25 protein-coding genes are annotated in these 26074 nt (G+C 42.6%); 13 read left to right on the top strand and 12 right to left on the bottom strand.

Going from position 1 to position 26074, the window contains the following annotated elements; all coding sequences use genetic code 11:
• Positions 1–77: 77 nt before the first annotated feature.
• Entirely contained in the window at positions 78–869 is a 792-nt protein-coding gene (locus DV740_RS13500; RefSeq protein ID WP_118088348.1) for a TIGR03915 family putative DNA repair protein, read from the bottom strand.
• Positions 870–916: 47 nt separating this feature from the next.
• Positions 917–2248, bottom strand: a complete 1332-nt coding sequence (locus DV740_RS13495; protein ID WP_199534954.1) for a putative DNA modification/repair radical SAM protein — start codon at positions 2246–2248, stop codon at positions 917–919.
• 192 nt (positions 2249–2440) lie between these two features.
• Here DV740_RS13495 and rsmA point away from each other — a divergent pair, with 192 nt between their 5' ends.
• The 6 genes from rsmA (at position 2441) to DV740_RS13465 (ending at position 8981) form a co-directional block, all read left to right on the top strand.
• Entirely contained in the window at positions 2441–3313 is an 873-nt protein-coding gene (gene rsmA / locus DV740_RS13490; RefSeq protein WP_117842120.1) for a 16S rRNA (adenine(1518)-N(6)/adenine(1519)-N(6))-dimethyltransferase RsmA, read from the top strand.
• 61 nt (positions 3314–3374) lie between these two features.
• Positions 3375–4262, top strand: coding sequence for a SpoIID/LytB domain-containing protein (locus DV740_RS13485; RefSeq protein WP_118088346.1), 888 nt, complete (start codon positions 3375–3377; stop codon positions 4260–4262).
• Between the two features lie 87 nt (positions 4263–4349).
• Positions 4350–5165, top strand: a complete 816-nt coding sequence (locus DV740_RS13480; protein ID WP_242994343.1) for a M23 family metallopeptidase — start codon at positions 4350–4352, stop codon at positions 5163–5165.
• Positions 5166–5244: 79 nt separating this feature from the next.
• Entirely contained in the window at positions 5245–6846 is a 1602-nt protein-coding gene (locus tag DV740_RS13475; protein WP_117697896.1) for a GGDEF domain-containing protein, read from the top strand.
• A gap of 165 nt (positions 6847–7011) precedes the next feature.
• A complete protein-coding gene (locus DV740_RS13470; protein ID WP_117697895.1) occupies positions 7012–7281 on the top strand; it encodes a GIY-YIG nuclease family protein in 270 nt (89 codons plus the stop codon).
• 113 nt (positions 7282–7394) lie between these two features.
• Positions 7395–8981, top strand: a complete 1587-nt coding sequence (locus DV740_RS13465; RefSeq protein WP_117947503.1) for a DEAD/DEAH box helicase — start codon at positions 7395–7397, stop codon at positions 8979–8981.
• 41 nt (positions 8982–9022) lie between these two features.
• Here DV740_RS13465 and DV740_RS13460 read toward each other — a convergent pair whose 3' ends face one another.
• From DV740_RS13460 to DV740_RS13445, 5 genes are all read right to left on the bottom strand, one after another.
• Positions 9023–9982: a DUF3592 domain-containing protein gene (locus tag DV740_RS13460; RefSeq protein WP_118088344.1), complete on the bottom strand. Its 960-nt coding sequence runs from the start codon at positions 9980–9982 to the stop codon at positions 9023–9025.
• A gap of 19 nt (positions 9983–10001) precedes the next feature.
• The gene (locus DV740_RS15135) at positions 10002–10481 is read right to left on the bottom strand and encodes a response regulator transcription factor (protein ID WP_242994341.1); all 480 of its coding nucleotides are present in this window, start codon (positions 10479–10481) and stop codon (positions 10002–10004) included.
• Positions 10482–10528: 47 nt separating this feature from the next.
• The gene (locus tag DV740_RS15130; protein WP_242994339.1) at positions 10529–10843 is read right to left on the bottom strand and encodes a hypothetical protein; all 315 of its coding nucleotides are present in this window, start codon (positions 10841–10843) and stop codon (positions 10529–10531) included.
• Positions 10844–11145: 302 nt separating this feature from the next.
• Positions 11146–13257: a hypothetical protein gene (locus tag DV740_RS13450; protein ID WP_118088343.1), complete on the bottom strand. Its 2112-nt coding sequence runs from the start codon at positions 13255–13257 to the stop codon at positions 11146–11148.
• Positions 13258–13397: 140 nt separating this feature from the next.
• Positions 13398–14285 (bottom strand): hypothetical protein, encoded by an 888-nt coding sequence (locus DV740_RS13445; RefSeq protein WP_118088342.1) that lies wholly within the window; start codon positions 14283–14285, stop codon positions 13398–13400.
• 693 nt (positions 14286–14978) lie between these two features.
• On the opposite strand from DV740_RS13445, the gene DV740_RS13440 reads away from it, so the two are divergent.
• The 4 genes from DV740_RS13440 to DV740_RS13425 all read left to right on the top strand — a co-directional run bounded on the left by DV740_RS13440 (position 14979) and on the right by DV740_RS13425 (position 18914).
• Complete coding sequence (locus DV740_RS13440) at positions 14979–15812, top strand: HAD family hydrolase (RefSeq protein ID WP_118088341.1); 834 nt, start codon at positions 14979–14981, stop codon at positions 15810–15812.
• Entirely contained in the window at positions 15809–16690 is an 882-nt protein-coding gene (locus tag DV740_RS13435) for an FG-GAP repeat domain-containing protein (protein WP_118088340.1), read from the top strand. Before DV740_RS13440 ends, DV740_RS13435 begins: the two co-directional genes overlap by 4 nt.
• Positions 16691–16810: 120 nt before the next feature.
• Positions 16811–18442, top strand: coding sequence for a glycoside hydrolase family 13 protein (locus tag DV740_RS13430; protein ID WP_117842109.1), 1632 nt, complete (start codon positions 16811–16813; stop codon positions 18440–18442).
• Positions 18443–18581: 139 nt separating this feature from the next.
• Entirely contained in the window at positions 18582–18914 is a 333-nt protein-coding gene (locus DV740_RS13425) for a cupin domain-containing protein (protein ID WP_117697884.1), read from the top strand.
• A 134-nt stretch (positions 18915–19048) separates the two neighbouring features.
• Here DV740_RS13425 and DV740_RS13420 read toward each other — a convergent pair whose 3' ends face one another.
• The 3 genes from DV740_RS13420 to DV740_RS13410 all read right to left on the bottom strand — a co-directional run bounded on the left by DV740_RS13420 (position 19049) and on the right by DV740_RS13410 (position 21442).
• Entirely contained in the window at positions 19049–19300 is a 252-nt protein-coding gene (locus tag DV740_RS13420) for a zinc-ribbon domain-containing protein (RefSeq protein WP_022242724.1), read from the bottom strand.
• The gene (locus tag DV740_RS13415) at positions 19294–20235 is read right to left on the bottom strand and encodes a DUF6709 family protein (RefSeq protein ID WP_117842107.1); all 942 of its coding nucleotides are present in this window, start codon (positions 20233–20235) and stop codon (positions 19294–19296) included. Before DV740_RS13415 ends, DV740_RS13420 begins: the two co-directional genes overlap by 7 nt.
• An 82-nt stretch (positions 20236–20317) precedes the next feature.
• Positions 20318–21442: an acyltransferase family protein gene (locus tag DV740_RS13410; RefSeq protein WP_158561577.1), complete on the bottom strand. Its 1125-nt coding sequence runs from the start codon at positions 21440–21442 to the stop codon at positions 20318–20320.
• 193 nt (positions 21443–21635) lie between these two features.
• Between DV740_RS13410 and DV740_RS13405 the strand changes: the two genes are divergently transcribed.
• From DV740_RS13405 to DV740_RS13395, 3 genes are read left to right on the top strand one after another with little or no spacing between them, the layout of a single operon-like run.
• A complete protein-coding gene (locus DV740_RS13405; RefSeq protein ID WP_118088339.1) occupies positions 21636–22052 on the top strand; it encodes an SseB family protein in 417 nt (138 codons plus the stop codon).
• 55 nt (positions 22053–22107) lie between these two features.
• A complete protein-coding gene (locus DV740_RS13400; protein ID WP_118088392.1) occupies positions 22108–23130 on the top strand; it encodes an alpha-hydroxy-acid oxidizing protein in 1023 nt (340 codons plus the stop codon).
• Between the two features lie 8 nt (positions 23131–23138).
• Entirely contained in the window at positions 23139–23777 is a 639-nt protein-coding gene (locus DV740_RS13395; protein ID WP_118088391.1) for a methylated-DNA--[protein]-cysteine S-methyltransferase, read from the top strand.
• A gap of 12 nt (positions 23778–23789) precedes the next feature.
• Here DV740_RS13395 and pyrB read toward each other — a convergent pair whose 3' ends face one another.
• Both pyrB and DV740_RS13385 read right to left on the bottom strand, forming a co-directional pair.
• A complete protein-coding gene (pyrB, locus tag DV740_RS13390; protein ID WP_330415653.1) occupies positions 23790–24731 on the bottom strand; it encodes an aspartate carbamoyltransferase in 942 nt (313 codons plus the stop codon).
• The gene (locus DV740_RS13385) at positions 24728–26029 is read right to left on the bottom strand and encodes an adenylosuccinate synthase (RefSeq protein ID WP_117697880.1); all 1302 of its coding nucleotides are present in this window, start codon (positions 26027–26029) and stop codon (positions 24728–24730) included. Before DV740_RS13385 ends, pyrB begins: the two co-directional genes overlap by 4 nt.
• Positions 26030–26074 lie beyond the last annotated feature (45 nt).

Genomic DNA, 26074 nt, shown 5'->3' with positions numbered 1-26074 from the left:
GCATGTACTCTTCTGCCGGGTAATGTCTGCCGGGTAGAGACTGCCAGGTAAAGTCTGCCAGAAAACAATAGAAACATTTATTTATCAGATGCCAGTTCCACCGTGTCTTTCCAGAAACGTTTTGGAATATTCTGACTTTGCAGCTTCGGATTCTTTCTTGCTTCAATGGCAATACTGTCAAAGAAACCGCACCAGAGCTTCTGGTAGTCCTTCTCGGCAGGGGAAAGCCGTGTGATAACTTCCTGATTCAAATTGGATGCATCCGTAAGGAAGTATCCACTGCCGGCTTTGTGAATGGCAGCAATCTGGTGTGTTGCGTCATAAATCATAAAATGTTCCTGTGGAAGGCGGTCAGCAAAATGTTCTGCCAGAACGGAAATCACCTGATTCTTAGGGTGAATGGTAGAAAATAGGACTCCGTTTTCCAGTTCCTGAAAACGTAAAAAACCAAGCAGATGGTGGGCTTCATTTCCAGTGGAACGGCTCAGCTCAAAGACTCTTGCAATATAAGGATTGCCAAGAGCCTGTAAAATCCGATGACCATCCGGTAAAGAAAATCCATATAAGAGTGTACGGTAAATGCAGTCGGCTTTGTCCGGCTGCTCATTCTTTTTCTTATCATCATGGGCAAGAACCGCCTGAAGAATATCCTGATAGACCTCCATGCCAAGACGGGCAATGATGGTGCGTCCGACCTTTTCGCTCTTTTCGGAATCCGGTGTTACCGTAATATATTCAGAAAAGAGTTCGTAAGTTATCGTATCATTGATACAAAGCTTTATATTTTTGTGCCCATATCTGCTGGCCCAGGCATCATAGATGCCGGTAAAGATGCCATCGATGGAATCTTCACAGAGAAATATATGCATAAGAAAAAGTCCTTTCCTGTTTACTGAAAAATCATGGTTATAGCAGTTTATCCGACGCATAAATCGTTGGTGGTCAGTTTAAAATCACTTAAGGCATCTTCATCGAAGAAGGAAATCTGCTTATAACTGGAATCCCGTATTTCCTTCGGAATCTGAGTTTTATCCTGCATCAGACAGCTGCAGATATAATCTTCATTTTGTGGAATGGAATACATCATACGACCGGAGCAGGTAATAAAGTAGGCAGCCCGTTTTAAGACAACTCCGATTTTCTTTAAATCAGAAAAGTCAAGGCGGCTGTGCCGGCGGGCTTTTACAATACGGTTGGCAGATTTCACACCAATGCCCGGAACACGTAGTAAGGTGCTGTAATCTGCCCGGTTAATCTCTACCGGAAAGGCTTCTAAGTGGCGGAGTGCCCAGTCGCATTTCGGGTCTAAGAAGATATTAAAATCCGGACGCTCTTCGCTTAATAGTTCTCCGGCAGAAAAACCATAGAAGCGAAGCAGCCAGTCTGCCTGATACAGGCGGTGTTCCCGCAGAAGGGGCGGACCACCGGGAAGGGTTGGCAGATTGGAATTGTGATTTACATTGACAAAGGCAGAGTAGAAGACTCGTTTCAACTGGAAATTCTGGTACAAGCCTTCTGCTACCTTCATAATCTGATAATCGTTTTCCGGGGTGGCACCGATAATCATCTGGGTGCTCTGGCCTGCCGGTACAAATTTCGGGGTCTTACGGTAAACCATCAGCTCATTCTGATTTTCCGTAATGCCATTCTGAATCAGACGCATGGGCTTTAAGATGGTTTTGCGGGACTTATTTGGTGCAAGAGCCTTCAGTCCGTCTGCGGTCGGAAGCTCCAGATTAACGCTCATGCGGTCGGCAAGAAAGCCTGCTTTTTCAATAAGAACCGGGTCGGCACCGGGAATGGCTTTTACATGAATATATCCGTTGAAATGATGGCGGACACGAAGCTGATAAAGGGTCTGATAAATCAGTTCCATGGTATAATCCGGGCTGATGAGAATACCGGAGCTTAGGAAAAGACCTTCGATATAATTTCTGCGGTAAAATTCCATGGTAAGGGTACAGACTTCGTCCGGTGAAAAGGAAGCCCTTGGCACATCATTGTTGCAGTTATTCTGGCAGTAGGCACAGCGGAAAATGCATTCATTGGTAAAAAGAATCTTAAGCAGGGAAATACAGCGGCCATCGGCAGAGAAGGTATGGCAGATTCCGGGAGCAATGGAATTACCCATGCCATGGCCGTTTCCCTTGCGGTCTACACCGCTGGAGGTACAGGCAACATCATATTTGGCGGCATCCGAAAGGATGGTCAGTTTTTCCAATAAAGACATGTTTTCTGTTATATTCAAAGCAATCACCTTTTCTATAAAATCCCTAATAATAGTTGCGTAGAACTATTTTCCTCTGTTATCATAAAAAGGACTGGACAAATCAGAACATTTGTTCTAAAATGATTGTAACACAGAAAAATGCAGCTGGCAAGAAAAAAACGAACATTTATTCGAAAAAGATAGAAAGAGCGGTTAAATAAAGGAGCAGGCATGGCGGAATTAGGAAATCCACAGAATACAATAGAGGTACTGCAGAAGTACCGGTTTAATTTTCAGAAGAAATTCGGGCAGAATTTTTTGATAGATACTCATGTGCTGGATAAGATTATCGATGCATCCGGAGTGACGGAGGATGATTTTGTATTGGAGATTGGTCCGGGAATCGGAACCATGACACAGTATCTTTGCGAGCGGGCAAGAGAAGTGGTTGCGGTGGAGATAGATAAGAATCTGATTCCGATTTTGTCGGACACACTGAAGAATTATTCCAATGTAACAGTAATCAATGAAGATATTTTAAAGCTTGATATCTGTAAGCTGGCAGAAGAGAAGAACCAGGGAAAGCCAATCAAGGTAGTGGCGAATCTGCCTTATTATATTACCACACCGATTATTATGGGACTGTTTGAGAGCCATGTGCCAATCGACAGCATTACGATTATGGTGCAGAAGGAAGTGGCAGAACGTATGCAGGAGGGACCGGGAAGCAAGGAATATGGAGCACTTTCCCTTGCAGTACAGTATTATGCCAGACCGGAAATCGTGGCAAACGTACCACCAAATTGTTTTATGCCAAGACCGAATGTGGGCAGTGCGGTTATCCGGTTGACCCGTCATGAGAAGCCGCCGGTAGAAGTGGAAGATGAGAAGCTGATGTTCCGCATTATCCGGGCATCCTTTAACCAGCGCAGAAAGACACTGGCAAACGGTCTGAACAATTCCCCGGAGATTCATTTACCAAAGGAAGTAATACAGGAGAGCATTGTAAGCCTTGGAGTTCCGGAGAACATTCGCGGAGAGGCACTGTCCTTAGAGCAGTTTGCGGAACTTTCCAATGAGATAGGACAGCGTATGAAACAGTAATATTTTACTGGTATACATCCATTTCTGTTACATATATATGTAGAACAGGAGTGGACAGGATATGAAAGAAAAAATAAAAATGATACTGTGTCTGTGTCTGATTATTGCAGGATTACCGATACTTATGACCCTGGTGTTCCAGGGGGATGAGATATTATTGGATACAGACAGCAATGAAATACAACATAAGAGCAGTCATCCCGGTGAAGAAGAGAAGATGGCTGCTCTTGTGTCTATTCTGGCACGGGATATCCCGGTTACCTATGAGGAAGAGGCAATTCGTGCGCAGGCAGTTATTGTGCGGACCAATTATGAATATGCCATGTCGCAGGGAAAAGCACCGGAGACGGGACTGAGTATTGCAGAGCAGACAAAACTATTTGGAAATGAAAATTATAATCGATATTATCAGAAATTAGAAAATTGCCTGATAGATACCGAGGGGGAAGTCTTAACATATCAGGGGCAGGAAGTCGAAGCTCCCTATTTTGCTGTTAGTGCAGAAAAAACGAGAGGGACAGAGCTTCCTTATCTCAAAAGCGTGGAATCCATATGGGACATTACATCAGAGGATTTCCTTAGGGTGGAATTCTATGATGCAGGAGAACTGGTGGATACCTGCAATCAGGAATTTCCGGAAGCAGGACTTACAGCGGAGGACTGGGTGAATACGCTGGTGGTGACAGAACGGGAAGAAAGCGGATATGTAAAAACCATACAGGTTGGGAACAGTAGTGTCAGCGGGGAGGAATTCCGCAAGGCATTTTCCCTGAATTCCGCCTGTTTTTATATCAGGGAAATCGATGGCAGGGTACGTATTGTGACCAAAGGGTTAGGACACGGTTATGGACTTAGCATATATGGAGCAAATGAGATGGCAAAAGAGGGAAAAACTTATCAGGAAATTTTAAGTTATTATTATTCCGGAATTGAAATTACAAAAAAATGAAATATAAAAAAGAATAATATATAAAAAAGAATAATATATGAAAAAACTGTTCATACTTATAAAAAATAAGATATGGATGGTGAGAAAATGAAAGGAAGAAGATCATGGATGATTGCCCTGGCTGTCATGGTACTGGCAGCAGGAGCAATGACAGCAGTATATAATTATTCCCAGAAGGAAGAAAAAAAGCAGCAGGAAAATGTTGCAGATAAGGATGCAGGAAAAGACAAAGGCAATAAGAAAGAAGATGGAGCTTCGGATGATTTTGTGGCAACGCTTCCAAAGGCAGAGGAAGAAACCTCGGAGAAACTGGCAGAAGCAGACAGCATCATAAAACCTTCTGATAACGCAGTTGCTTCAAAGGATTCGGATGGACAGGCACAGTCCGACAGCGGGCAGACGGAAGAAGAAAATGCGGCAAATGCAGCGGCTGAGGCAGAAAATGAGCCTGAGACAAAGGCGGCAGCAGCCCCCACAAAAACATTGCATTTTGCGGAAGAGGATGGGTTAAACTGGCCATTGCAGGGCAATGTAGTCTTAAATTACAGCATGGATCAGACCGTGTATTTTGCGACTCTGGATCAGTACAAATATAATCCGGCAGTGATTATTGCCGGAGAAGTAAATGACAGGGTATCCGCAGCCGCAGAAGGAAAGATAACGGATATTTCCAACAGTGCGGTCACAGGATGTACCGTGACTATGGATTTAGGAGATGGTTATAGTGCTATTTACGGGCAGCTTAAGGAAGTGCCGTATGAAGTGGGCGACATTGTCAGCAAAGGAAAACTGGTAGGTTATATTGCGGAACCGACGAAATATTATTCCGTGGAAGGAAGTAATCTTTATTTTGCCTTGCAGAAAGATGGCGAACCGGTAGACCCGGTAAGCTTCTTTGAGTAAAAGAGCCATACTTGAAAAAAAAGCCGCATACCTATATAATAAAAGACATTAAAAAATACGAAAAAGGGTGCGCAAAAAGATGGATTTTAATGCTTACAGCAGCGAAGTATTGGAATGGTTAGAGGGTGTCCGGAAGAATCGGGGAACAGATGCCGAGAAAACATTGATGCTATGTAAAAATATAAGAGATTATGCCAGAGAGCAGGATGATGAGAAACTGTTAGGCTATGCCTATTATTACAGTGGCGAGACATATTATCTTCTGAATGATGTGGATAAACTATTTCGCAATCTTTCCTGTTCCCTGCCATACCTGGAGCATTCCAGACAGCATGGTTTATTAGCAAGAGCCTATAATATTCTTGCCATTACGTCCATGAATCGTGGAAATGCTCCTTTTGCCATGGATTATTATCTGAACGCCAGAATGTATTGTGAAAAATATAAATTATATGATATTGGTATTATTATCAATATTAATATTGGTATGCTTTACAATAATTTTAGGGAATACCGGCAGGCAGAAAAATATTTAGGGCAGGCATATGATTTATTGCAGAAGAATAAGGAAATACCGGAATATTACAGTTATCTTCTGAATATCTATATAGGACTGGGAAACAGCTGCTTTTATCAGGAAGAGTATATGCAGGCACAGGAATATGCACTGCGGGCAAAAGAGGTGTGCAGTGGACATCTGGAAGAGTTAGAGCAGATAGCCTTTGCCTGCTTTGAAGCAAGACTCTGTAATGCCATGGGAAAGAAAGAAGAATGTGACCGGAATATAGCAATTGTGCAGAAGGTATCAGATACCAGAATACCGATTCTAGATATTTTTGATGATCTTTATGCTTATAGTGAGATGCTGTTAGATACCAGAAAGGAAGAGGAATTCTGGAAATTAGTAGAGCTTTTAGAGAAGATGGCAAGGGAAGCTAAGATTATTTATATGCAGAAGCGGATTCTGACTTTAAAAATCCGTTATTATAAGAGGCAGGAAAAGAATCGTGAATATCTGCAGGCATGTGGTTTGTTTTTTGAATTGTCCGAGATACTGGAAAAAGAAAATAAATATATCATGACCTGCATCTTAGATATGCGTTATACATTGGAAGAGACGAACCACAGCAGAAAGAAGATGGAAAAAGAAAACAGGATTCTCTTAGAGCAGTCCCAGACCGATGCACTGACCGGAATCCCGAACCGCTATCGGTTAGAACAGCATGCGCAGAAGGTATTCGAACATGCCATAGCAGAGAAAATTCCAGTGGCAGTGGAAATACTGGATATCGATTATTTTAAACAATATAATGATAACTATGGACATCAGAAGGGTGATTTATGTATCTGCCGTGTAGCAAAGGAAATTCAGAAGTTAGCGGAAAAGGATGATATTTTCTGTGCACGGTATGGCGGGGATGAATTCATTTTAATTTATGAGGGATATCCAAGGGAAGCTGTAGTCATTCTTACAGAAAAATTAAAGCGCAGCATCCGTGACCTAGATATGGAGCATGCTTTTTCAGCGGCACAGCACTATGTATCCATTTCCCAGGGAATCTGTTATGATATACCGGATGAGGACAGAACGATGAAGAACTTTTTACAGAAAGCCGATGATTTACTCTATCAGGTAAAAGAAGAAAACCGGGGAGGAATCTGTATTGGAAGCTGCCGGTAAGTGGAACATACATAAGAAAACTGCATAAGATAAAATGTAACGGCCAAAAATCCGCAATCGATACTTTTTTACCAGTTTATGGAATATGAGTAAGATACTTTTTTGGTCGATTGCTTTATATAGAGATAAGACTGGGCGGTGCCCGGTCTACATAGGAAGGATTACATGAAAGAGAAACATAATTACACTTATATGGTGCTCTGCCGGGATGGGAGCCTCTATACCGGCTGGACGACTGATATCGACAAGCGGATTGAAGCACATAACAGTGGAAAAGGAGCAAAGTATACCAGAAACCGGGGACCGGTGGAGCTGCGGTATTTAGAGGAATCCGGGACGAAGGAGGAGGCCATGCAGAAGGAAGCAGCCTATAAAAAGCTGACCAGAAAGCAGAAGGATGCGCTGATTTTGTCGAAGAAAAATCTGTTGCAGTAAATTGACAAGCAAAAAACAGTCTGTTATGATTAGCCGCGGTGGCTTTTTATAAAGTTACTGGAGAACAGGTTACTGACAGATGGGAAAAAGTTCCCGCAACAGGAAGGAAAAGAATGAATACAATCAGATTTGATGAATTAGATTTAAATCCGCAGATTTTAAGAGGAATTGCGGATATGGGATTTGAAGAGGCAACACCGATTCAGAGTCAGGCAATCCCGGTGGTTTTATCAGGTGTGGACGTTATCGGACAGGCTCAGACCGGAACCGGCAAGACAGCAGCTTTTGGAATTCCGATTTTACAGAAAGTAGACCCGTCTTTACGGAAAACCCAGGTTTTGATTTTATCTCCCACCAGAGAGCTTGCCATTCAGGTGGCAGACGAAATCCGTAAGCTGGCAAAATATATGCACGGTGTAAAAGTGCTGCCAGTGTATGGTGGACAGGACATTTCCCGCCAGATTAAAGCCCTAAAGGGTGGCGTACAGATTATTATCGGAACACCGGGACGCTTGATGGACCATCTTCGCAGAAAAACCATCCGCCCGGATTTTGTCCATACCATCGTCTTGGATGAAGCGGATGAAATGTTAAATATGGGATTCCGTGAGGACATAGAAACTGTATTAGAATATATTCCGGGAGAGCATCAGACCGTACTGTTTTCTGCAACCATGCCAAAGCCGATTCTTGACATTACAAGAAAATACCAGCATGATGCAGTCAATATCAAGGTTGTAAAAAAGGAACTCACCGTAGCCAATATTGACCAGTATTACTATGATGTAAAGCGCAAGGATAAAGTAGATGTCCTTACGAGACTTTTGGATTATTATAATCCGAAGCTTTCATTGGTATTCTGTAATACCAAGAAAATGGTCGATGAGCTGGCAACGGAATTATCCGGCAGAGGCTATAGTGCAGAGGGACTTCATGGAGATATGAAGCAGTCCCAGAGAGACCGGGTCATGAATAATTTCCGGAAAGGAAAGACGGATATTCTTATTGCAACGGATGTGGCAGCAAGAGGAATTGACGTAGATGATGTAGAAGCGGTATTTAATTATGACCTGCCGCAGGATGATGAATATTATGTACATCGAATCGGAAGAACCGGACGTGCAGGCCGTTGTGGTAAGGCATTTTCTTTTGTAAAAGGCAAGGAAGTCTATAAATTAAAGGATATCCAGCGCTACTGCAAGACAAAGATTTTAGCACAGCCGATTCCATCCACCGATGATGTGGCACAGATAAAAGCTGAAAATATCATGGAACAGATTGGAACTATCATTGAGGAAGAGAATCTTTCTGATATGATAGAGCTGATTGAGAAGCAGGTAAATGAAGCTGATTATACTGCCATGGATATTGCAGCAGCCTTCCTCTATCAGGCAATGGGTGCAGGGGAGAGTTCTTCTGAAAAAGAAGAATACGACTTCGCCAATACCGGTGCAGAAGAGGGAATGGTAAGACTGTTTATCAACATTGGAAAGAAAGATAAGATTAAGCCGGGAGATATTCTTGGCGCCATCGCCGGAGAGTCCGGTATGCCGGGCAGACTGGTGGGAGCCATTGATATGTTTGATAAATATACCTTTGTAGAAGTGCCAGGAGAATATGGAAAAGAAGTCTTAAATGCCATGAAGCATGCGAAGATAAAAGGAAAAGCTGTCAATATGGAACCGGCAAACCAGAAATAAACAAAAAATGAGGGACACGATTTACGTGTCCCTCGCAGTTTTTATACCCGTGAAAACATTTTCTTAAGAAGGGGGTTCAAAGGCTGTATATGGGAAGGGTTCAGACCATTAATATCAATGGTATAAGAGCCGTTAATCTGTCGTCCCAGACCAAATCCTAAGAGAACCGTCTTGTCAATCTGGTACATATCCCCGTAGTTATACTGATTATAAATATCGTCAAGGGAAAACAGTTCATAGGTCGCACCGTTATTCTCAGGCATAGAAAATACCACGGTTTTCACACCGGTCTGTGGATTTACATAAATATCAACAACCTTGAACAGCCGCAGGGATGCAGATACCGCATCGGCTTTCTGGCGTTTCTCCTTTGGAATAAAGAGGTAGCGGAACAGGATAATGCCACCGAAGATACCAAAGATAGCCAGGAAGGACATTTGAAATTTATGCATAATAGTACCCATTACGATACCATCAAGACCGAATAGCAGAAGTCCGCTTCCAATCATGACGCCCTGCACCTGGTCATTTTCCAGATTCATCGGAATCAGAAGCAGAACAAATCCCAGCAGAAGAAATGCTGTAAAAAGCCAGACATCGCCTTTGTCACTGAGAGGAATATAGGACTTCGTCAACCAGTCATATTTGACAAGCACATAATTATCAGGGTCACTGTTATTGTAGAAAATCGGAATCTTTTCGCCTTCCATCGGAACATCCTCTTCCGTAAAGACCTCATCGGTAACCGGAGTATAAACCGTTCCGTTTACGTTATAGCTTAAAAAAGCCGAGTAGTGGTAATAAACATTATCATCGCTGTCCTCATGTTTGTATTCCTTCAGAGAGAGAACCTGTGCAGACCAGGTGGTGTAGTTCTTATACTTTGCCCCATAAGTAAAACGATGAACCACTCCAAGATACAAGGCTCCTGCAGTTAAGACCGCCATAACGGCAGCAATAATGTAGATGGTACTTTTTTTCACATATCTTTTTACAATCATAAACCTTCTCCTTCGTATATTATTGATTTACAAAATTTTTAATTTTATCCCGTTTATCGATACCTAACTTTTCCAGAATTCCTGATATATAATGCTTAACTGTGTTTATTGAAAATCCTAAATATTCTGCAATTTCCTGATTGGTCCAGTTCCGGCATGCCAGCATTGCAATGGAAAACTCCAATGGAGACAGGAGATCCGTCACTGTTTTTTGCATCTTAGGATTGTGGATTTTCATCCAGCTACGACGAAATGAGATTATCCCGCCTGCCAACTGCTTATAAATCTCTGGTTCTTTTTTTCGGACACAGACCTCCAATAATCCCTGTAACAGCCCATGATACTCAATAAATGGCTCCCAAAATCTATCCGGTCTGGCCATTTCCCATGCAGAATTTACTGAGTGTATGGCTTCTTTTTGTTCTTTCAGATTAATCTGACACATTGCCTGCACACAGTTCAGATATATTATGGGTATGGGATATGTCGTATCTGCCATCAAAAAAGCTCCCTGGACAAGGCCCTTTGCCCGGGCATATTCCTGCCTTAAATAAGTTTCATGTGCCAGAAGGCTGATTGCAAACAATCTCTGGCCTGTTGTGCCGCTTTGGAATCTCCAATTGTCAGATTGGCAAAGGTATAGAGCATATCTGCAGATAAACGAAGCATGATATCTTCTTGTGACAAATATGGTTTCACAGTCTCTGCACACAGTTCTGCATTGGCAGAAAAGTAATAATATTCTGCTAATGCAATCTGTGCTGATTCTTTATCTTCCATTTCTTTAATTACTTTTTCAGCGTTTCCTGGCTCAAATGTGCTTCCGGTTAAAGGAAGTACGGCTCTGTCCGATAATATCATCGTATCCCCGTTCCTTTCAATGAAAAATTTTCCTATCCCAATTTTTGATTGCTTTAATGATTCCAGATATATTTAAGTATATCACAAGTGGGGCATATAGCACATCTTTTCTTCCTGACACCACAATCATGAACACTACAATCCCGGTACTCCTTTTTTGATAACATGACCATCATTTTCTGGTAATACAATGGTTCCATATCAGAGTATTTTTGACGGAATGAAAGATGCTCTCTACATAACGGTTCCTGCAAAATGATACAGTTTGTTATATAGAGAGCATTTTTAGGCATAATATTTATTTACAAATGTTTCTTTTTACGATAATAAACGGTACCAGCAATAATAATTTCTGAAACAATCAGCCATGCCGCCCATACCAAAGGATTATTATAATCCCCTGTCTTTGGAGATTTATCCGTAGTCTGCTTTGTATTATTTTGAGTTGCAGGCTGGGTATTTGAGGCTGTAGCCGTTTCCTGATTTTTATTGTCTGGATTCTGGTTTACGCTTGCCTGGATGGTAAACGTAGTACTTGCAGAACCATCTGTCCACAACATTTCCAGGTTGTGTGTTCCGGCAGTCAGTGTATTCAGGTAAGAGGATTTCAAAGTAACAATGGTTGAACCGGACTTCACATCATAATTATCTTTTCCAATCTGAACACCATCTACTTTGATTCCGGCAAATTTAGAGAACTCTGCATCCACCCGGATGGTAAGGCTGTTGCCACTCTGCAGGACATAGCTGCTTTCAGTTCCTTCTATAATTTTATAAGAAGTTTTGGTTTCTTCAGTTCCGGTTTTTACCGGCGGGATTTCGACTGCAGTTTTAGCATAATTACAAACTGTACACTGCTCATGCTTAGAACCTTTTTCCGTAGCTGTAGCTTCCTTGTCGATTACCCAGGTAAAGCTATGTCCGGATTGATTTATTTTTTCACCACATTCACAGGTATTCCAATGATTATCCGCATCGGAATGCCATCCGGTACGGTCTGCTGTATGCTCTGCTGATTTTGCGATTACAACATCCAAAGAAGTAATCATATTTGCTCCACTTGCATCACTGAAATAACCACCGCAATTTGCACAGACCCAATATTGTATATTTCCCTCTGTCAGATGAGTTGCTTCTTTTCTGTCAACCTTAGACAGTGTATGTCCGCCAAGATAACTGCCGCAGATATTTGAGAGCAGGGAGGTTGTGTCTGCTGCCTTAATCTGGTTGGAACCAGGTGTTCCACTATCCGCACCTACAGCATTGAGTGAAGGGTTCTTCTTTTTATCAAAAGCGCAGCCAGCAGTGGTGCCATTATTATCATATCCAATGAATCCACCCGGTGCAATTGTTGGATGAGAACCTGTTACAGTACCTGCAGCATTACAGTTCTGAATATTTCCTTCGGTATTTGTACCGGAAAAGCCACCGGTTTTCGGCTCCCAGCCTGCCACCGTACTCTTTACATTACCATAGGAAACACTGTTACGAATCTTTCCTTTTTCCAGATATCCGACAAAACCACCGGTATTCCAGTTATTTGCCTCAACATTGCCATAAGATGCACAATGCTCTATTTCCACACTGGCGTCGGACTCAAATACACATCCGGCAAACCCGCCGGTTGACCATCCTCCGGATACGCTGCCTTTGGCGGTACAGTTTTTGTAGGAGCCCTGGAAAACATTTCCGATGAATCCACCACTGATACACCTTCCTGTCACAGTAACATCCGCGGAACAATCCGAAACATGGGCACGGCTTGCATCACCAATCAGCCCTCCGGCATACATCTTGGAGTCTACCTGTCCGGTTCCCTGACAGTTTTCTACTCCAACAAAGGTAGCTCTGGAACCACCCATCGTTGTAAGCGAACCTACCAGCACTCCGGCACCGTAAATATCCGGACTGGCATTTGCATCCGTGGAATTTCCGGCATAGATGGTAGCATTTTTAATACAGAAATTTTTCAGTACTGTTTCATCAGATACAGCTACTACGACACCAAACAAGCCGGCACAGACGTTATTTCCCCGTTCATCCACATATAAGCCTGTAATGACCTGATTATTTCCATCGAAATATCCTGAAAAAGCTTTGGAACTTGCATTTCCATAACCGATAGGAATCCATCTCTTTCCGCTCAAATCAATTGGAGCGGTCAACTTGAAATATTCCCCCGAATGTGTTTGCTCAGGTACTCCAGAATTTACTTCTGATGCCAGCTTTGCAAGCTGTCCTGCCGTAGCAATCTGATATGGATCATCCTTTGTACCGCTGCCGCCAGCAAAGTCAGCTGCTGTAAAATCTGTCCATTTCTCTGTTGTAACATCTGCCCGGGAAGTTATCGGTGTCAGTGTAAACAACATACAGACTACCAAAACCAAACCTAGTAACTTTTTTCTTTTTCCCATAATTCGTCCTTTCCTTTTAATGATTTTTAGTAAGATTCAAACCGACAAAATCAAGGTTTACGATTTTATTTTACCAATTTCATTTTTCTTTGGACATGCCCGTTTTGACAGAAAAAAGTGCCTGTTTTATTGTATTTAATCTATAATTCCGGAATTGGAAATAATTCTTCCGGGGTACCAAAGTGGGCACCCAGAGGGTTCATATATTTTGTCCACTGAAGTTTCGTCTCGTCAATGTACATATTTTCCTCATCACCAATGCCATAGTTTGGAATGCCGTTATTAGTGCCCTCTAAGAAGTCTTTAAAAGCATCTACATCAAGGTCACCGTTCAGATAATCCATCCAGAAATTGTCATGGGCTGCAAATAAAAGTTTGTCCATTCGTGGAGAAGCCCAGCCTAAGAAATCACAGGCAGCCTCATACTGGGAATCGTCTTCAAATTCAATTTTCCATTCGTAAGTATCAGCCCCATTTTTGATGCAGCGGATACCTTTTTCATCCATGGCAACCATATAAAATACATCTTCCGCATCTTCATCAGATTCATTTGTGGCATCTGTCGGAAACGTAACCTTAAGGGTATCGGATAAAAGCATATCGATAAGAGGCTGGGCTGGTGTATCATTTACAATGCTTTTCTTTGCTGTCTCTGCCATTTCCTTATCCTTAACTTCTTCTTCCTCTTCAATAGCTTCCTGTAAAGCTTCTTCCGCTTTATCAAAGGAGTCTAACAGCTTGTCCCATTCCTTCATGCTGAAAGACTGACCACCGATTTGAAAGCTCTCTTCGGTTTCACCATTTTTCATTTTGTTATAAATATTTTCTTTCCATTTTGCAATTTCTTCAGCCGGATTTACCGTAGCTGTAGAATCCTCATCCTCATTCATTTCAGAAAGCTTTTCCTGCACAAGCTGTTGAAAATGAGTCAGCCATTCGTTATCCTCAGTATTGTTATCCGGGTCAGTGGACAGAAAACCGAGGTAGTCCATTGGGGAGTTGTTGTTCCATATTGAGTTAATTGCCATAAGAGCTCCTTTCAGAAGTTGTTGTCTGGTGATTGCAAAAGAATATTTGTAACTTGTAAAGATTTCAGGGATTCAAAGTGCATTCTGGGTTTATCTGGCGTAAAATGCCAGCAGTTCTTAGGTACATGTTTTTCTTGCTGTCAGGCTGTCTTTCCGTTGCTTTGACACAATCGCAGTACTGTCCGTCGGGTACGGATGCGGATAAAGCCTGCAAGGGGCACTAAGAATTTCGGCAGGATAATCTTTTGTCTGGCAATCGGCGCAAATTCACATCCGTGTTCATATGCGCCTCGCCGGCACTTCCCTGTGCCGGCGTTGCCTGTTGCCAGACGAAATTCCAAGTGCCCCTAACAGCCTTTAAGATGCATCCGCACTTCGACGAACAGTCCTGTGATTTGTCAAACATTGGAAAGACCGGCTTAATAAACAAAAGAAAAACATGTATCTTAGAGCTGCGGTATTTTATGTCAAAACCCAGATACACTTTGAATATCCTGATAAATTTACAATCCATACATTTTTGCAATCATCAGAAAAAAATAAAGACACTTTATCTCAATCAATCCCTTGAAATAAAATGCCATCCATGTAATAACTTTATCGACCAATCGATTTAAATACATTAGAAGAAAATGTTGATTTCTTCAAAAAATGCAGGTAGGATAGAAGAAAAGGAGTAGGAGGACGGGCAGTATGGGAAAAATCATTTTTCTGGATGTTGACGGAACCTTAGTGGATTATGAAAATCATTTGCCGGAATCAGCAGTTCTTGCGGTGCGGAAGGCAAGAGAAAACGGACACAGAGTGTATATCTGCACAGGAAGAAGTAAAGCAGAAGTCTATGAGAATATCTGGGAAATCGGACTGGATGGAATGATAGGCGGAAACGGAAGTTATGTGGAAGATCATGGACATGTGGTTATGCACCAGATGATTACGCCGGAGCAGTGCCGCCATATTGTGGACTGGTTAAAGGAGCGCGGACTGGAATTTTATCTGGAAAGTAATGCAGGACTGTTTGCAAGTGCCGGATTTGAAGAGGATGGAGAACCTGTGATTCAGGAATATTCCAGGCGGAAAGGCAAAGAGGGCGCAGATAAAATAAAGGTACGGGATGCATTTCCGGAAATGATTTTTGATGGAGAGCTGTACCGGGACGATGTAAATAAAGTAAGCTTTATCTTAAATCAGTATCAGGATTATAAAGATGCCGTGGTGGAATTCCCGGATTTGCAGGCTGGAACATGGGGCGGAGCCGGCGAAATTGCATTATTTGGAGATTTGGGCGTAAAAAATATCACCAAAGGAAATGCCATTGCGCATCTGTTAGAATATCTTCATGCAGATGTGGCAGACACCATAGCTTTTGGGGATGCCAAAGTGGATATTCCTATGTTGGAATACTGTGGCTATGGTGTTGCCATGGGAAGCGGTGGAGACGAGATAAAGGCTATGGCAGATTATGTCACCGGGGATGTGGATAAGAATGGATTGTATGATGCATTTGAAAAATTGGGGTTGCTATGAAGAAAAATATTGGTATATTCTTAGTGATGTGTATCATGTTGACTGCGTGTAAAAATGATAAGTTTCCTTATGATGATGAATTGGATGATTCTGAGAAGAATGAAATAAGTACAGAGTATAACTCGGTAATTGACAGAAAAATTGCCGATACAAAAGATGAAAAAATAAATATCGCCTATGATGAAGCACTTTCTGAGTATGAGGGGTATCTTGATAATGTAAAATTATTTGAGGAAAACTATAAAAATCAGGATTATGATGGAGATGGAAAAACAGATCGTGTTTTCCAGTATTTCAGAAATGATAATAAGAAAGTATACACGATTTGCTTTGGAAATGGTGACCGCCTTGAACTGGGAGCATTTGATGATACATTTCTCGGTCTTGAAGTATGGGGAGCGGATATTACCGGAGACGGGAAAAATGAGATTGTCTTTTGTGGAGAGCATACAGGAAATACATGGATACAGAGTGGAAGTGAAATTGCAATCTGGAGAAAAGATGGCAGTGAGTACACAAGAATGAATCTGCCGGGAAAGCAAACCAGAATGCGATATTCTGCAGGATATGATATTTATATTGAAAAGGCGGAGCAGGAAAATACAATTCTTGTTACCTGTCCTGAATTGGGATTGGAAGAGGAATATGTTCTACCTGAAAATCAAAGAGAAGAATTTGATAGTTGTTATAAAGACTTAAAAGTTGGAGAAAGGATATTGAGTTCTTCAAAAGCATGGAAAATAGCAGTGGATGGAGATGATATATTTTTATATGAAGCGTTTTTAGACAGACAGACTGCAGCAGTTAAGATAAAAATGCAATGGAAAGAAAATAAATTTGAAGTAATGAATACGGAAATTTTAGAAGAGTATTTATAATGCATAAACAATGGCTGAAATGCAATCGCACAGGGTTGTTTTCTCATTGGTGTTTGGAGCTGTTTGCATTAGGGAAGCAGCAAGCAGATAAAATAAGTAAAGAAAGTTTAGGAGGACAAAATGAGTAATAACGTAACAGAAAAAAAATGGTGGCAAAGTGCAGTAGTATATCAGATTTACCCAAAAAGTTTTCAGGACAGTAATGGAGACGGAGTCGGTGATTTAAGAGGAATTATGGAGCGGCTGGAGTACCTTGGAAAGCTTGGTATTGATGCAATCTGGTTATCACCGGTCTGCAAATCCCCGCAGGCGGACAATGGCTATGACATTTCCGATTATCAGGATATTGACCCGATGTTCGGCAGTGTGGAAGATATGGAAGCTTTAATTAAAGAAGCAAAGAAATACAACATCCGCATCATTATGGATCTGGTTTTAAATCATACCTCCAATAAACACAGATGGTTTGAGGAAGCAAAGAAGAGTAAGGACAACCCATATCATGATTACTATGTGTGGAGAGACGGGGAAGAAGGCGTAGAGCCAAACGATATGAAAGCCGTTTTCGGTGGAAGTGCATGGGAATGGGTACCGGAAATAAAGCAGTATTATTTCCATCAGTTTTTGCCGGAACAGCCGGATTTGAACTGGGAAAATCCGCAGGTGCGAAAAGAAATATATGACATGATTTTATGGTGGATGGAAAAAGGAGTTGGCGGCTTCCGACTGGACGTAATCGACCAGATTGCAAAAGAGCCGGATAAGAAAATTACCATCAACGGCCCAAGACTTCATGAATATTTCCGTGAAATGAGCAAAGAAACTTTCCAGAAGGGAGATTTGATTACTGTAGGAGAAGCCTGGGGCGCAGACCCGGAGCGGGCAAAGCTTTACAGTAATCCGGATGGAAGCGAATTTTCCATGGTATTCCAGTTTGAACATATCGGGCTGGATCAGCAGGAAGGCAAGGATAAATGGGATTTGGCACCGCTGCCATTCTTAAAGTTGAAACAGATTATGAACCGCTGGCAGACAGAGCTTTATAACTGCGGCTGGAACAGCCTTTTCTGGGATAATCACGATTTGCCGCGTATCGTTTCCCGCTGGGGGAATGATAAGGAGTACCGGGTAGAATCTGCAAAAATGCTTGCAATTTTATTACATGGAATGCAGGGAACTCCATACATTTTCGAGGGCGAAGAGCTTGGTATGACAAATGTCCGCTACAATATCGAGGATTACCGGGATGTTGAAATCCAGAATGTATACAAGGAGCGTATCGCAGCAGGCTATGATAAGGAAGATGTTATGAATTCCATTTATGCCAAGGGACGCGATAATGCCAGAACGCCAATGCAGTGGGATGATACGGAAAATGCCGGATTTACAACAGGCACACCTTGGATAAAAGTAAATGATAACTATAAAACCATCAATGCCAAGAGCCAGATAGATGACCCGGATTCCATTTTCAACTGCTACCGGAAGCTGGTAAGCTTTAGAAAAGAGTATCCTGTTTTGGTGGACGGCAGCTTCAAATTACTGTTAGCCGAGGATGAAAATATCTTTGCATATGAGCGTAAAAATGCGGATGAGACACTGCTTGTTGTCTGCAATTTCTACGGCAATACTGTGAAAATGCCTTTGACGGAAGAGACAGAGGATATGGAGCTTCTTATTTCCAACTATAAAGAGACAGAGGATTCTTCCGTGCTTCGTCCGTATGAAGCAAGAATGTACTATAAAAAATAAGAGATTTCCTATTGAAATAAATTCTTTGCATAAATGTTGGAAATCCAACAGTCAGTCACTCCGTTATTTGCTACAATATGGATAAACCCACCGAAAAGGTTTATACAAATCAGATAAAGAAAAGATAAGGAGCACAAAAATGGCAGATTTATTAAAAAATATTTCCAAGAAAGAAGTTTTAAATTTAAAAGAAGAAGTAGCATATCAGGATGGACAGATTGTAAGTAAGACACTGGCACAGAATGATGCAGTAAGCGTAACCTTATTTTCCTTTGCAAAGGGCGAGGAAATCAGCACACACGCTTCCGGCGGAGATGCCTTTGTAACCTGTCTGGATGGAGTTGGAGAAGTAACCATTGATGGTGAGAAATTTCAACTGACGGAAGGACAGTCCATCGTAATGCCGGCAGGACATCCACATGCCGTATATGGAAAAGAGCAGTTTAAAATGCTTTTAGTCGTAGTATTCTAAGAAGAAGTAAGTATTAAAATACCGCCACATACATAAGACAAAGCCATCATCAGATGTGCGTATTGCCTGTGTATGTGGCGGTTTTGTGTTGCCAGATATCCGCAAGAGCTGACGTTATATCGATAAGACATTGTTTAATAATACATCTTTGCAGCCTGTTTCCGTTCCCGGTATTCCTGTGCACTGACCGGTGTAATCATACCGCAGCTTTCGCACATAATGCCACGCTGTTTCTGGTGGCTGAAAATCGGAATATAGAAAAGGGTTGCCTGATTTAACTGTCTGCAAAGGGTATGCATGACATTATGCCGGCAGTTTGGGCAGACAGAAGTGCCAACCGGGCCTTCACGTTTAAAAACTGTTCTTGTACCGTAGATAATTACCATGTCATAACACCTCCCTGATGAATATTTGCTTTTAACTGATTAAGAACCTGATCAAAATCTTTGCTTTTTCCACTGTGAGCGGCAACCAGAGTACGTTTACCATCTGCAGTTTCCAGTGCAATATAGCTGGTTGTTGTCGGGTCACCATTTAACATGTTACATTTGAAAACGTTCGTAATATCGTCTAAAGGAGTGACATAGAAGCCTTCCTTTGTATTGTTGTAATCCAATATGAAATGATTGGAAACAGCAACGCCAAGCTTTGGTGAAAAAATGCGTGGGCTGTTGGCAAAATCAGAGTAAATCCGCTGCAGACCGCCATTCTGTTCTAAGAGAGCAATCTTTTTCTTAACGGCCTTTTTCTTGTTGCCGCCTGCTGAAAAAATAATAATACCAAGAACTGTAAATACGGCAGCAATCACATAGAGTACAATGCTGTTTTCAACGGCTGTGTGTGTGGTATCCAGATAATGGTCACCAAAGTACTCGTCATAGTTGTAAGTAGTAATGTCCAGTCCGGTATCAGAAAGATAATCCACCAGATAATGAGCTGCCTGAGGAGGCATGCTGGTGCTTTTTCCCCGGATCGTGTGAGCAGGTAAGCTGTCGAGAACAGTGTCATCTACGTCTACACCATAGACCGGAAGGGAAGTTTCTCCCTTGGTAGCAATGATACTCCAGTAACCTTCAGAATCCTCTGCAATATAGAATTCTGTGTGATCTTTTCCATCAGAAGTAAGCTCCGCAAATGGCCCCATTACATAAGTAACTTCCATTGTTGCGTAACCATCGGTCTGTGCGTCAAACGGATCATAAGCAGTAATCCACATCAGAAGACCGAAGGCAAGGAAAACGCCACCTAATACAAAGAAAATAATCAGTGCAGCGATGTTTTTCCCACAGACTTTCAATAAATCCTTTTTAAATTCTTCCATTTTCTTTTTTCTCCCGTGTATTTTTTTAAACCAATTCTATCATGACATAAGAGGAAGAATTGTGCAACAGATATAAGGAAGATTATTCTTTCATCACTAACCATCTGCATTTACTGAGGGCTTTTCCGAGACACAGGTAAATAATATAGAAAAGGATGCCGATGAGGAAAGTGGCAGCTGCCCAGCGCAGATGCTTAAACAGGTAAATATATGGATGCTCATAGAGCAGGGTAATCCAGTCCTGTGTATTCCAGAGACTGTAAGCAAAAGCATTATCATGTAAAAGATAAACCATAAAAGTGGAAGCTCCCACAAAATTAATCATGCGGCTGCATGGAATATGGATGCGCCGGAAGATTTCAAACAGAGAAAGTCCCACAAGAATCGGAATAATGCTATAGTCTGAAAAGGAAGGAATCTTCTGGATAAAAATGTCTTTGCTTTCATTTAAAAAGTAAGTCTGAATATTGGTCTGTGTTACATTATAAGCAGAAATGTAAATAAACAGGAAGGAAACTGCAATAATCAGATAGAGGCAATAAGTTCTGATTTTCCCAAATGGATTGTAAAGGTGGATAAAACCGCCCAAGGCATATAAGAAAATACCGGTCAGCAGTGTCCGGAGTCCGTTAGCCAGGGAATTTGCCATACTTCCGGTCCAGCGGAACTGGATAAATGCAAATAAGACAATCAGAAAGGTAAAATATTTCTGCTTGTCCAGTTTTGCCAGAAACTTGTTTAAAAAGAGGTAAGCGATTACCATAATGAAGAAATAGTAGCCCACAAACCAGGACATACTGTTAAATTTATTGATGTTGACCAGTTTTAAAAAGACACCGTCAGTCATGCGGTACCAGAAGGAAGATACCAGTGTCAGGGAAACTGCGGCAAAACCAAGCTGTAACAGCAATTTCTTGGAAATTTTGGCAAGATTAATTCCATTTCCCTTTGAAACCATAAAGTATCCGGAAATCGTAATGAAAATAACATTTCCGATTTTTCCCATTGGAGCAAAGGTGGAAAGAAGCAGGAGCTTCTTATAAAAAACAGGTTCACAGAACAGTCCGTTATTCATACGCAGCATGGAAGCAGTGTCTGTTAACTGTACCTTCACGCAGTGGTCAGAAATATGAAAAATAATAATCATAAACATAGCCAGAATACGCAATAATTCAATGTTGGAACTTCTGGTTTTAGCTGGTGTCATGTTGTCTAATCTCCTAATCCTAAAATGAAATACCATGCTATTATAATACAGATAGCTTTAAGATGCCACTATTTCCAGCAAAAGTGTGTTATAATGAGCAGTGCCAGTCAGGGAAAATCTTTGATTTTCGAGAGGGCACTGCTGGAAATGTGCTAAGCAGTAAAAAATAGCCCCGGCAGAAAGGAATACACATATGGCAAGGGAAAAGATAGATGAGGGACTGATAGGAAATGAAAAAATCGAACAGGCAATTGCCGGCTTGCAGCAGGAGGCAACACCGGAGCAGTTAGCCCATACACTGACGGTAATCCGCCGGCGGATGCAGGAAGGCGGTCAGGTGATTGTGGCAGTGGAACCACCGAAGGGTGGAAGCCAGATGCTGCTACAGGCGATTGAGACAGATGGTAAGACCTGGTGGGCAGCCTTCAGTAGCTTTGAAGAAGAATTAAAAGGCGGCGGAAGTGTGAAATCCACATTCTTAGCTGATATAGAAAAGCTTTTTCAAGGAGCATTGCAGGCAGAGGGAATCGAAGGAGTCATTTTAAATCCGTGGAACCGTACCATAATGCTGGATAAGAATCTGATACAGATTGTGCTTGGCAGCAGATAGATATGTGGATAAGGAAACGTCAGAGAAGAAAAAGAGTGGAAAGAAGGAAAGAAAAATGAATTATGCAGAATGTATCGAACAGGCAAGAGGGAGGATTGGAAATTATTGTAAGGCATGTGTAGAATGCAACGGACGCGCCTGCCGGAATCAGATGCCGGGACCCGGTGCAAAGGGAATTGGCGATACTGCCATGCGTAATTATGATAAATGGAAAGAGATTCGTGTGCAGATGGATACCATTGTGGAAAATGCTCCGGTGGATACTTCGCTGAAATTATTTGGAAAAGAGTTTAAATATCCGTTCTTTGCAGGCCCGGTAGGAGCGGTGAATCTGCATTACGGAGACTGTCTCAATGACATTTCCTATAATGATATTCTGGTATCGTCCTGTGTGGAATGCGGCATTGCAGCCTTTACCGGGGATGGTACAGACAGTAATGTCATGGTGGCAGCTACAAAGGCAATTGCCAAAGAACAGGGACTTGGAATCCCAACGGTAAAGCCGTGGAACCTTGAAATCATCAAAGAAAAAATGGCACTGGTGCACGAAGCGAAAGCCTTTGCGGTAGCCATGGATGTAGATGCAGCAGGCTTGCCGTTTCTTAAGAATTTAGAGCCGCCGGCAGGCAGTAAGACCGTGGAAGAACTGCGGGAAGTGGCAGAGTTTGCCGGAGTTCCGTTTATTGTAAAAGGAATTATGACTGTAAAAGGAGCTTTAAAGGCAAAAGAAGCCGGGGCTGCCGGAATCGTGGTATCGAACCACGGTGGCAGGGTATTAGACCAGTGCCCGGCAACAGCAGAAGTCTTAGGCGGGATTGCGGATGCAGTGAAAGGCTCCATGAAAATTCTTGTAGACGGTGGAATCCGCTGTGGAACGGATGTATTTAAGGCAATTGCCTTAGGTGCAGATGCGGTAATTATCGCAAGACCGTTTGTGACAGCGGTTTACGGCGGCGGCAGGGAAGGCGTAGCGTCTTATGTTGCCAGGATAGGAACCGAATTAGAAGATACCATGAAAATGTGTGGCGTACACAGTCTGGCAGAGATTACAAAGGATTGCATATGGACAAAAGCATAGAGTGGAGCATGAAAACAAGAGAAGAAATATTAGCATACGGACTGTCTTTCCCGGACACCTATCAGGAGGCACCATTTCATGACCGGAACTGGCAGCTGGTGCGCGTAGAGGCAAGCAAAAAGGCATTTCTCTGGACTTATATGCGGGATGGATTTCTCAATCTAAACGTAAAAGCAGACCCTCAGTGGAGAGATTTCTGGCGGAGTGCCTATCCTGCGGTCATTCCGGGGTATCATCAGAATAAGGAGCACTGGAATACCATAATCGTGGATGGCACAATCCCGGATAAAGATATCTGCCGCATGATAGCAGAAAGCTATGATTTAGTAACGGACAGCCCGACCAGGCGGATTTATGAAGCGGTAAAGAAAATTCCAAAAGGACAGGTGGCAACCTATGGACAGGTAGCGGAGCTTGCCGGAAACAGGCGGATGTCAAGAGCCGTGGGAAATGCCCTGCATAAGAATAAAGACCCGGAAAACATACCCTGTTACCGGGTGGTAAATGCAAAAGGAGAGCTTTCCGGAGCCTTTGCCTTTGGCGGCGAGAAGGAACAGGCACGCCGCCTGATGGCAGATGGCATAGAAGTAGTGGACGGGAAAGTAGATTTAAAACGTTTCGGAATAAAAATAGAGAAAACGGATTAAGTTACTGGAACATTAGAGAACCTTTTCTCCGGTTAGCGGGTCCGTGATTTCTAACAGAGCTAAAATCAGTGACATACGGACATATTTTCCGTTCTGTACCTGTTGGAAATAAGCGGCGCGCGGGTCGGAATCCACATCAACAGAGATTTCATCGACTCGTGGAAGCGGATGTAAAACCGGCATATCGGAAGGAGCCAGTTCTAATTTTTCTTTATTTAAAATGTAGGTATCTTTTAACCGGATATAGTCTTCCTCGTTGAAGAAACGCTCTTTTTGGACACGGGTCATATAGAGAACATCCAGCTTTGGAAGTGTTTCCTCTAAGTCAGAGACTTCCCGATAGGTGCTGTGGGAAGGCTTTAAGGTTCTTTCAATCATATAGTCCGGAATGCGGAGTTCTTCCGGAGAAATGAAATAGAATTTGTTACCCGGATAGCGTACCAGACTGTTTACCAGGGAATGAACGGTTCTTCCGAATTTTAAATCACCACAGAAGCCTACTGTCAGGTGGTCAAGCCGTCCCTTGCGCTGGCGTATGGTTAATAAGTCAATCAGGGTCTGGGTTGGGTGATAGTGTCCGCCGTCACCGGCATTAATGACCGGAATGGTTGCATACATAGAGGCGCAGAGCGGTGCTCCTTCTTTTGGATGACGCATGGCAATAATATCTGCGTAGCAGCTTACTACCCGGACGGTATCGGCAACGGTTTCTCCTTTGGTAGCACTGGACTGTTCCGCACCGGCAAATCCCAGTGTCTGACCACCAAGACTTAACATGGCGGATTCAAAGGACAGTCGGGTTCTGGTGCTTGGCTCATAAAAGAGTGTAGCAAGCTGTTTCCCTTCTGCAAGGTGGGCATAAGCCTCTTTGTGGGTACCAATCCGGTCTGCAAGATCCAGAATACGGGTTGTTTCTTCTTCTGTAAGGTCCAGTGGACTGATTAGGTGTCTCAAAGCCATTCCCCCTTTATCATGTATTCATTTCGTTCTGCACCAGTGGAAATAAACTGGATATCGCAGTCTAAAAGGCGTTCTAATGTTTCAATGTATAATCTGGCATTTTCCGGTAAATCTTCATATTTGCGGCAGGCAGAAATATCCTGTTTCCAGCCCGGAAGCATTGTTACAACCGGAGAGAAGCTATCGATATTTTCGGTAGGGTCGAAGACGGTTGTGGTCTTATGATTTCTTTCATAAGCAGTAATGACAGGGATTTCTGTCAGGGAGCTTAAAACATCAAGCTTCGTTAAGGCAATTTTATCTGCATGCTGGCATTTCAATCCATAGCGGCTGGCAACGGCATCAAAAGGTCCGACTCTACGTGGACGGCCGGTGGCAGCACCGTATTCATTTCCAAATTTACGAAGGATGTTGCACCAGTCTTCGGACATTGCTCTTTCTGCTACGAAAGGTCCGGCTCCCACACAGGTGGAATATGCTTTTAGGACACCCACAACATGGTCTAGGGATTCACCCGGGATACCGGCTCCAATCGGACCATAGGCGGAAATGGTGGAGGAACTTGAAGTGTAAGGGAAAATACCATAATCGATATCACGCATGGCTCCAAGCTGGGCTTCCAAAACCACCTTTTTATGGCTGGCAAGAGCATTTTCCAAGAAGCTTCCGGTATCGCAGATATAAGGTGAAAAAAGGGAAGCCTGTTTTTCGCACCAGGACAGCAATGCCGGATAAGACATCGGTTCCTGATGATAACTGCCTGCCAGTTCCAGATTTTTGGATTCCAACATGGTTTTTATCCGAACCTGGACATTTTCTTCTTTTAAATGAAGCAAATCACCAAGACGCAGTGTTTTCTTCCGGTATTTATCGCTGTATGCGTAAGCAATGCCGCGGCGGGTGGAGCCGAAGGCAGCACCGGATTTCTCAAGACGTGTTTCTTCCAGTTCATCCTGAATCCTGTGCCATGGCATGGAGATGGTGGCACGTTTGGAAAGTTTTAAATGTTCCGGGGTAATAGAAATACCGCGGCTTTCGATATCTTCAATTTCATGGGTGAGGTGCTCTAAATCAATGACCATTCCATCCCCCAGTACGCATACCACATTGGGATGCAGAATGCCGGACGGCAGAAGATTTAAGACAAATTTTTCCTGTTTGGTTACAACGGTATGACCGGCATTGTTGCCACCCTGATAACGGACGACGACATCTGCATGTTCTGCAAGCAGATCAATGACACGTCCTTTTCCTTCGTCTCCCCAGTTAATTCCTGTTACGGCTGTAAGCATATCGATTCTTCCTTTCTGTAATCATGTATAAAATAAAAATTTTAA

This window comes from Roseburia sp. AF02-12 (assembly GCF_003461765.1).
GTDB lineage: Bacteria > Bacillota > Clostridia > Lachnospirales > Lachnospiraceae > Roseburia_C > Roseburia_C amylophila.
Note: the sequence above shows the minus strand (reverse complement) of the source record. Positions and strands in the feature narration are given on the sequence as shown.

What these genes read in the sequence shown, in the direction of transcription:
- DV740_RS13500 (WP_118088348.1), bottom strand. Translation starts at nt 869, where the DNA reads ATGCATATATTTCTCTGTGAAGATTCCATCGATGGCATCTTTACCGGC.
- rsmA (WP_117842120.1), top strand. Translation starts at nt 2,441, where the DNA reads ATGGCGGAATTAGGAAATCCACAGAATACAATAGAGGTACTGCAGAAG.
- DV740_RS13485 (WP_118088346.1), top strand. Translation starts at nt 3,375, where the DNA reads ATGAAAGAAAAAATAAAAATGATACTGTGTCTGTGTCTGATTATTGCA.
- DV740_RS13480 (WP_242994343.1), top strand. Translation starts at nt 4,350, where the DNA reads ATGAAAGGAAGAAGATCATGGATGATTGCCCTGGCTGTCATGGTACTG.
- DV740_RS13475 (WP_117697896.1), top strand. Translation starts at nt 5,245, where the DNA reads ATGGATTTTAATGCTTACAGCAGCGAAGTATTGGAATGGTTAGAGGGT.
- DV740_RS13470 (WP_117697895.1), top strand. Translation starts at nt 7,012, where the DNA reads ATGAAAGAGAAACATAATTACACTTATATGGTGCTCTGCCGGGATGGG.
- DV740_RS13465 (WP_117947503.1), top strand. Translation starts at nt 7,395, where the DNA reads ATGAATACAATCAGATTTGATGAATTAGATTTAAATCCGCAGATTTTA.
- DV740_RS13460 (WP_118088344.1), bottom strand. Translation starts at nt 9,982, where the DNA reads ATGATTGTAAAAAGATATGTGAAAAAAAGTACCATCTACATTATTGCT.
- DV740_RS15135 (WP_242994341.1), bottom strand. Translation starts at nt 10,481, where the DNA reads ATGGCAGATACGACATATCCCATACCCATAATATATCTGAACTGTGTG.
- DV740_RS15130 (WP_242994339.1), bottom strand. Translation starts at nt 10,843, where the DNA reads ATGATATTATCGGACAGAGCCGTACTTCCTTTAACCGGAAGCACATTT.
- DV740_RS13450 (WP_118088343.1), bottom strand. Translation starts at nt 13,257, where the DNA reads ATGGGAAAAAGAAAAAAGTTACTAGGTTTGGTTTTGGTAGTCTGTATG.
- DV740_RS13445 (WP_118088342.1), bottom strand. Translation starts at nt 14,285, where the DNA reads ATGGCAATTAACTCAATATGGAACAACAACTCCCCAATGGACTACCTC.
- DV740_RS13440 (WP_118088341.1), top strand. Translation starts at nt 14,979, where the DNA reads ATGGGAAAAATCATTTTTCTGGATGTTGACGGAACCTTAGTGGATTAT.
- DV740_RS13435 (WP_118088340.1), top strand. Translation starts at nt 15,809, where the DNA reads ATGAAGAAAAATATTGGTATATTCTTAGTGATGTGTATCATGTTGACT.
- DV740_RS13430 (WP_117842109.1), top strand. Translation starts at nt 16,811, where the DNA reads ATGAGTAATAACGTAACAGAAAAAAAATGGTGGCAAAGTGCAGTAGTA.
- DV740_RS13425 (WP_117697884.1), top strand. Translation starts at nt 18,582, where the DNA reads ATGGCAGATTTATTAAAAAATATTTCCAAGAAAGAAGTTTTAAATTTA.
- DV740_RS13420 (WP_022242724.1), bottom strand. Translation starts at nt 19,300, where the DNA reads ATGGTAATTATCTACGGTACAAGAACAGTTTTTAAACGTGAAGGCCCG.
- DV740_RS13415 (WP_117842107.1), bottom strand. Translation starts at nt 20,235, where the DNA reads ATGGAAGAATTTAAAAAGGATTTATTGAAAGTCTGTGGGAAAAACATC.
- DV740_RS13410 (WP_158561577.1), bottom strand. Translation starts at nt 21,442, where the DNA reads ATGACACCAGCTAAAACCAGAAGTTCCAACATTGAATTATTGCGTATT.
- DV740_RS13405 (WP_118088339.1), top strand. Translation starts at nt 21,636, where the DNA reads ATGGCAAGGGAAAAGATAGATGAGGGACTGATAGGAAATGAAAAAATC.
- DV740_RS13400 (WP_118088392.1), top strand. Translation starts at nt 22,108, where the DNA reads ATGAATTATGCAGAATGTATCGAACAGGCAAGAGGGAGGATTGGAAAT.
- DV740_RS13395 (WP_118088391.1), top strand. Translation starts at nt 23,139, where the DNA reads ATGAAAACAAGAGAAGAAATATTAGCATACGGACTGTCTTTCCCGGAC.
- DV740_RS13385 (WP_117697880.1), bottom strand. Translation starts at nt 26,029, where the DNA reads ATGCTTACAGCCGTAACAGGAATTAACTGGGGAGACGAAGGAAAAGGA.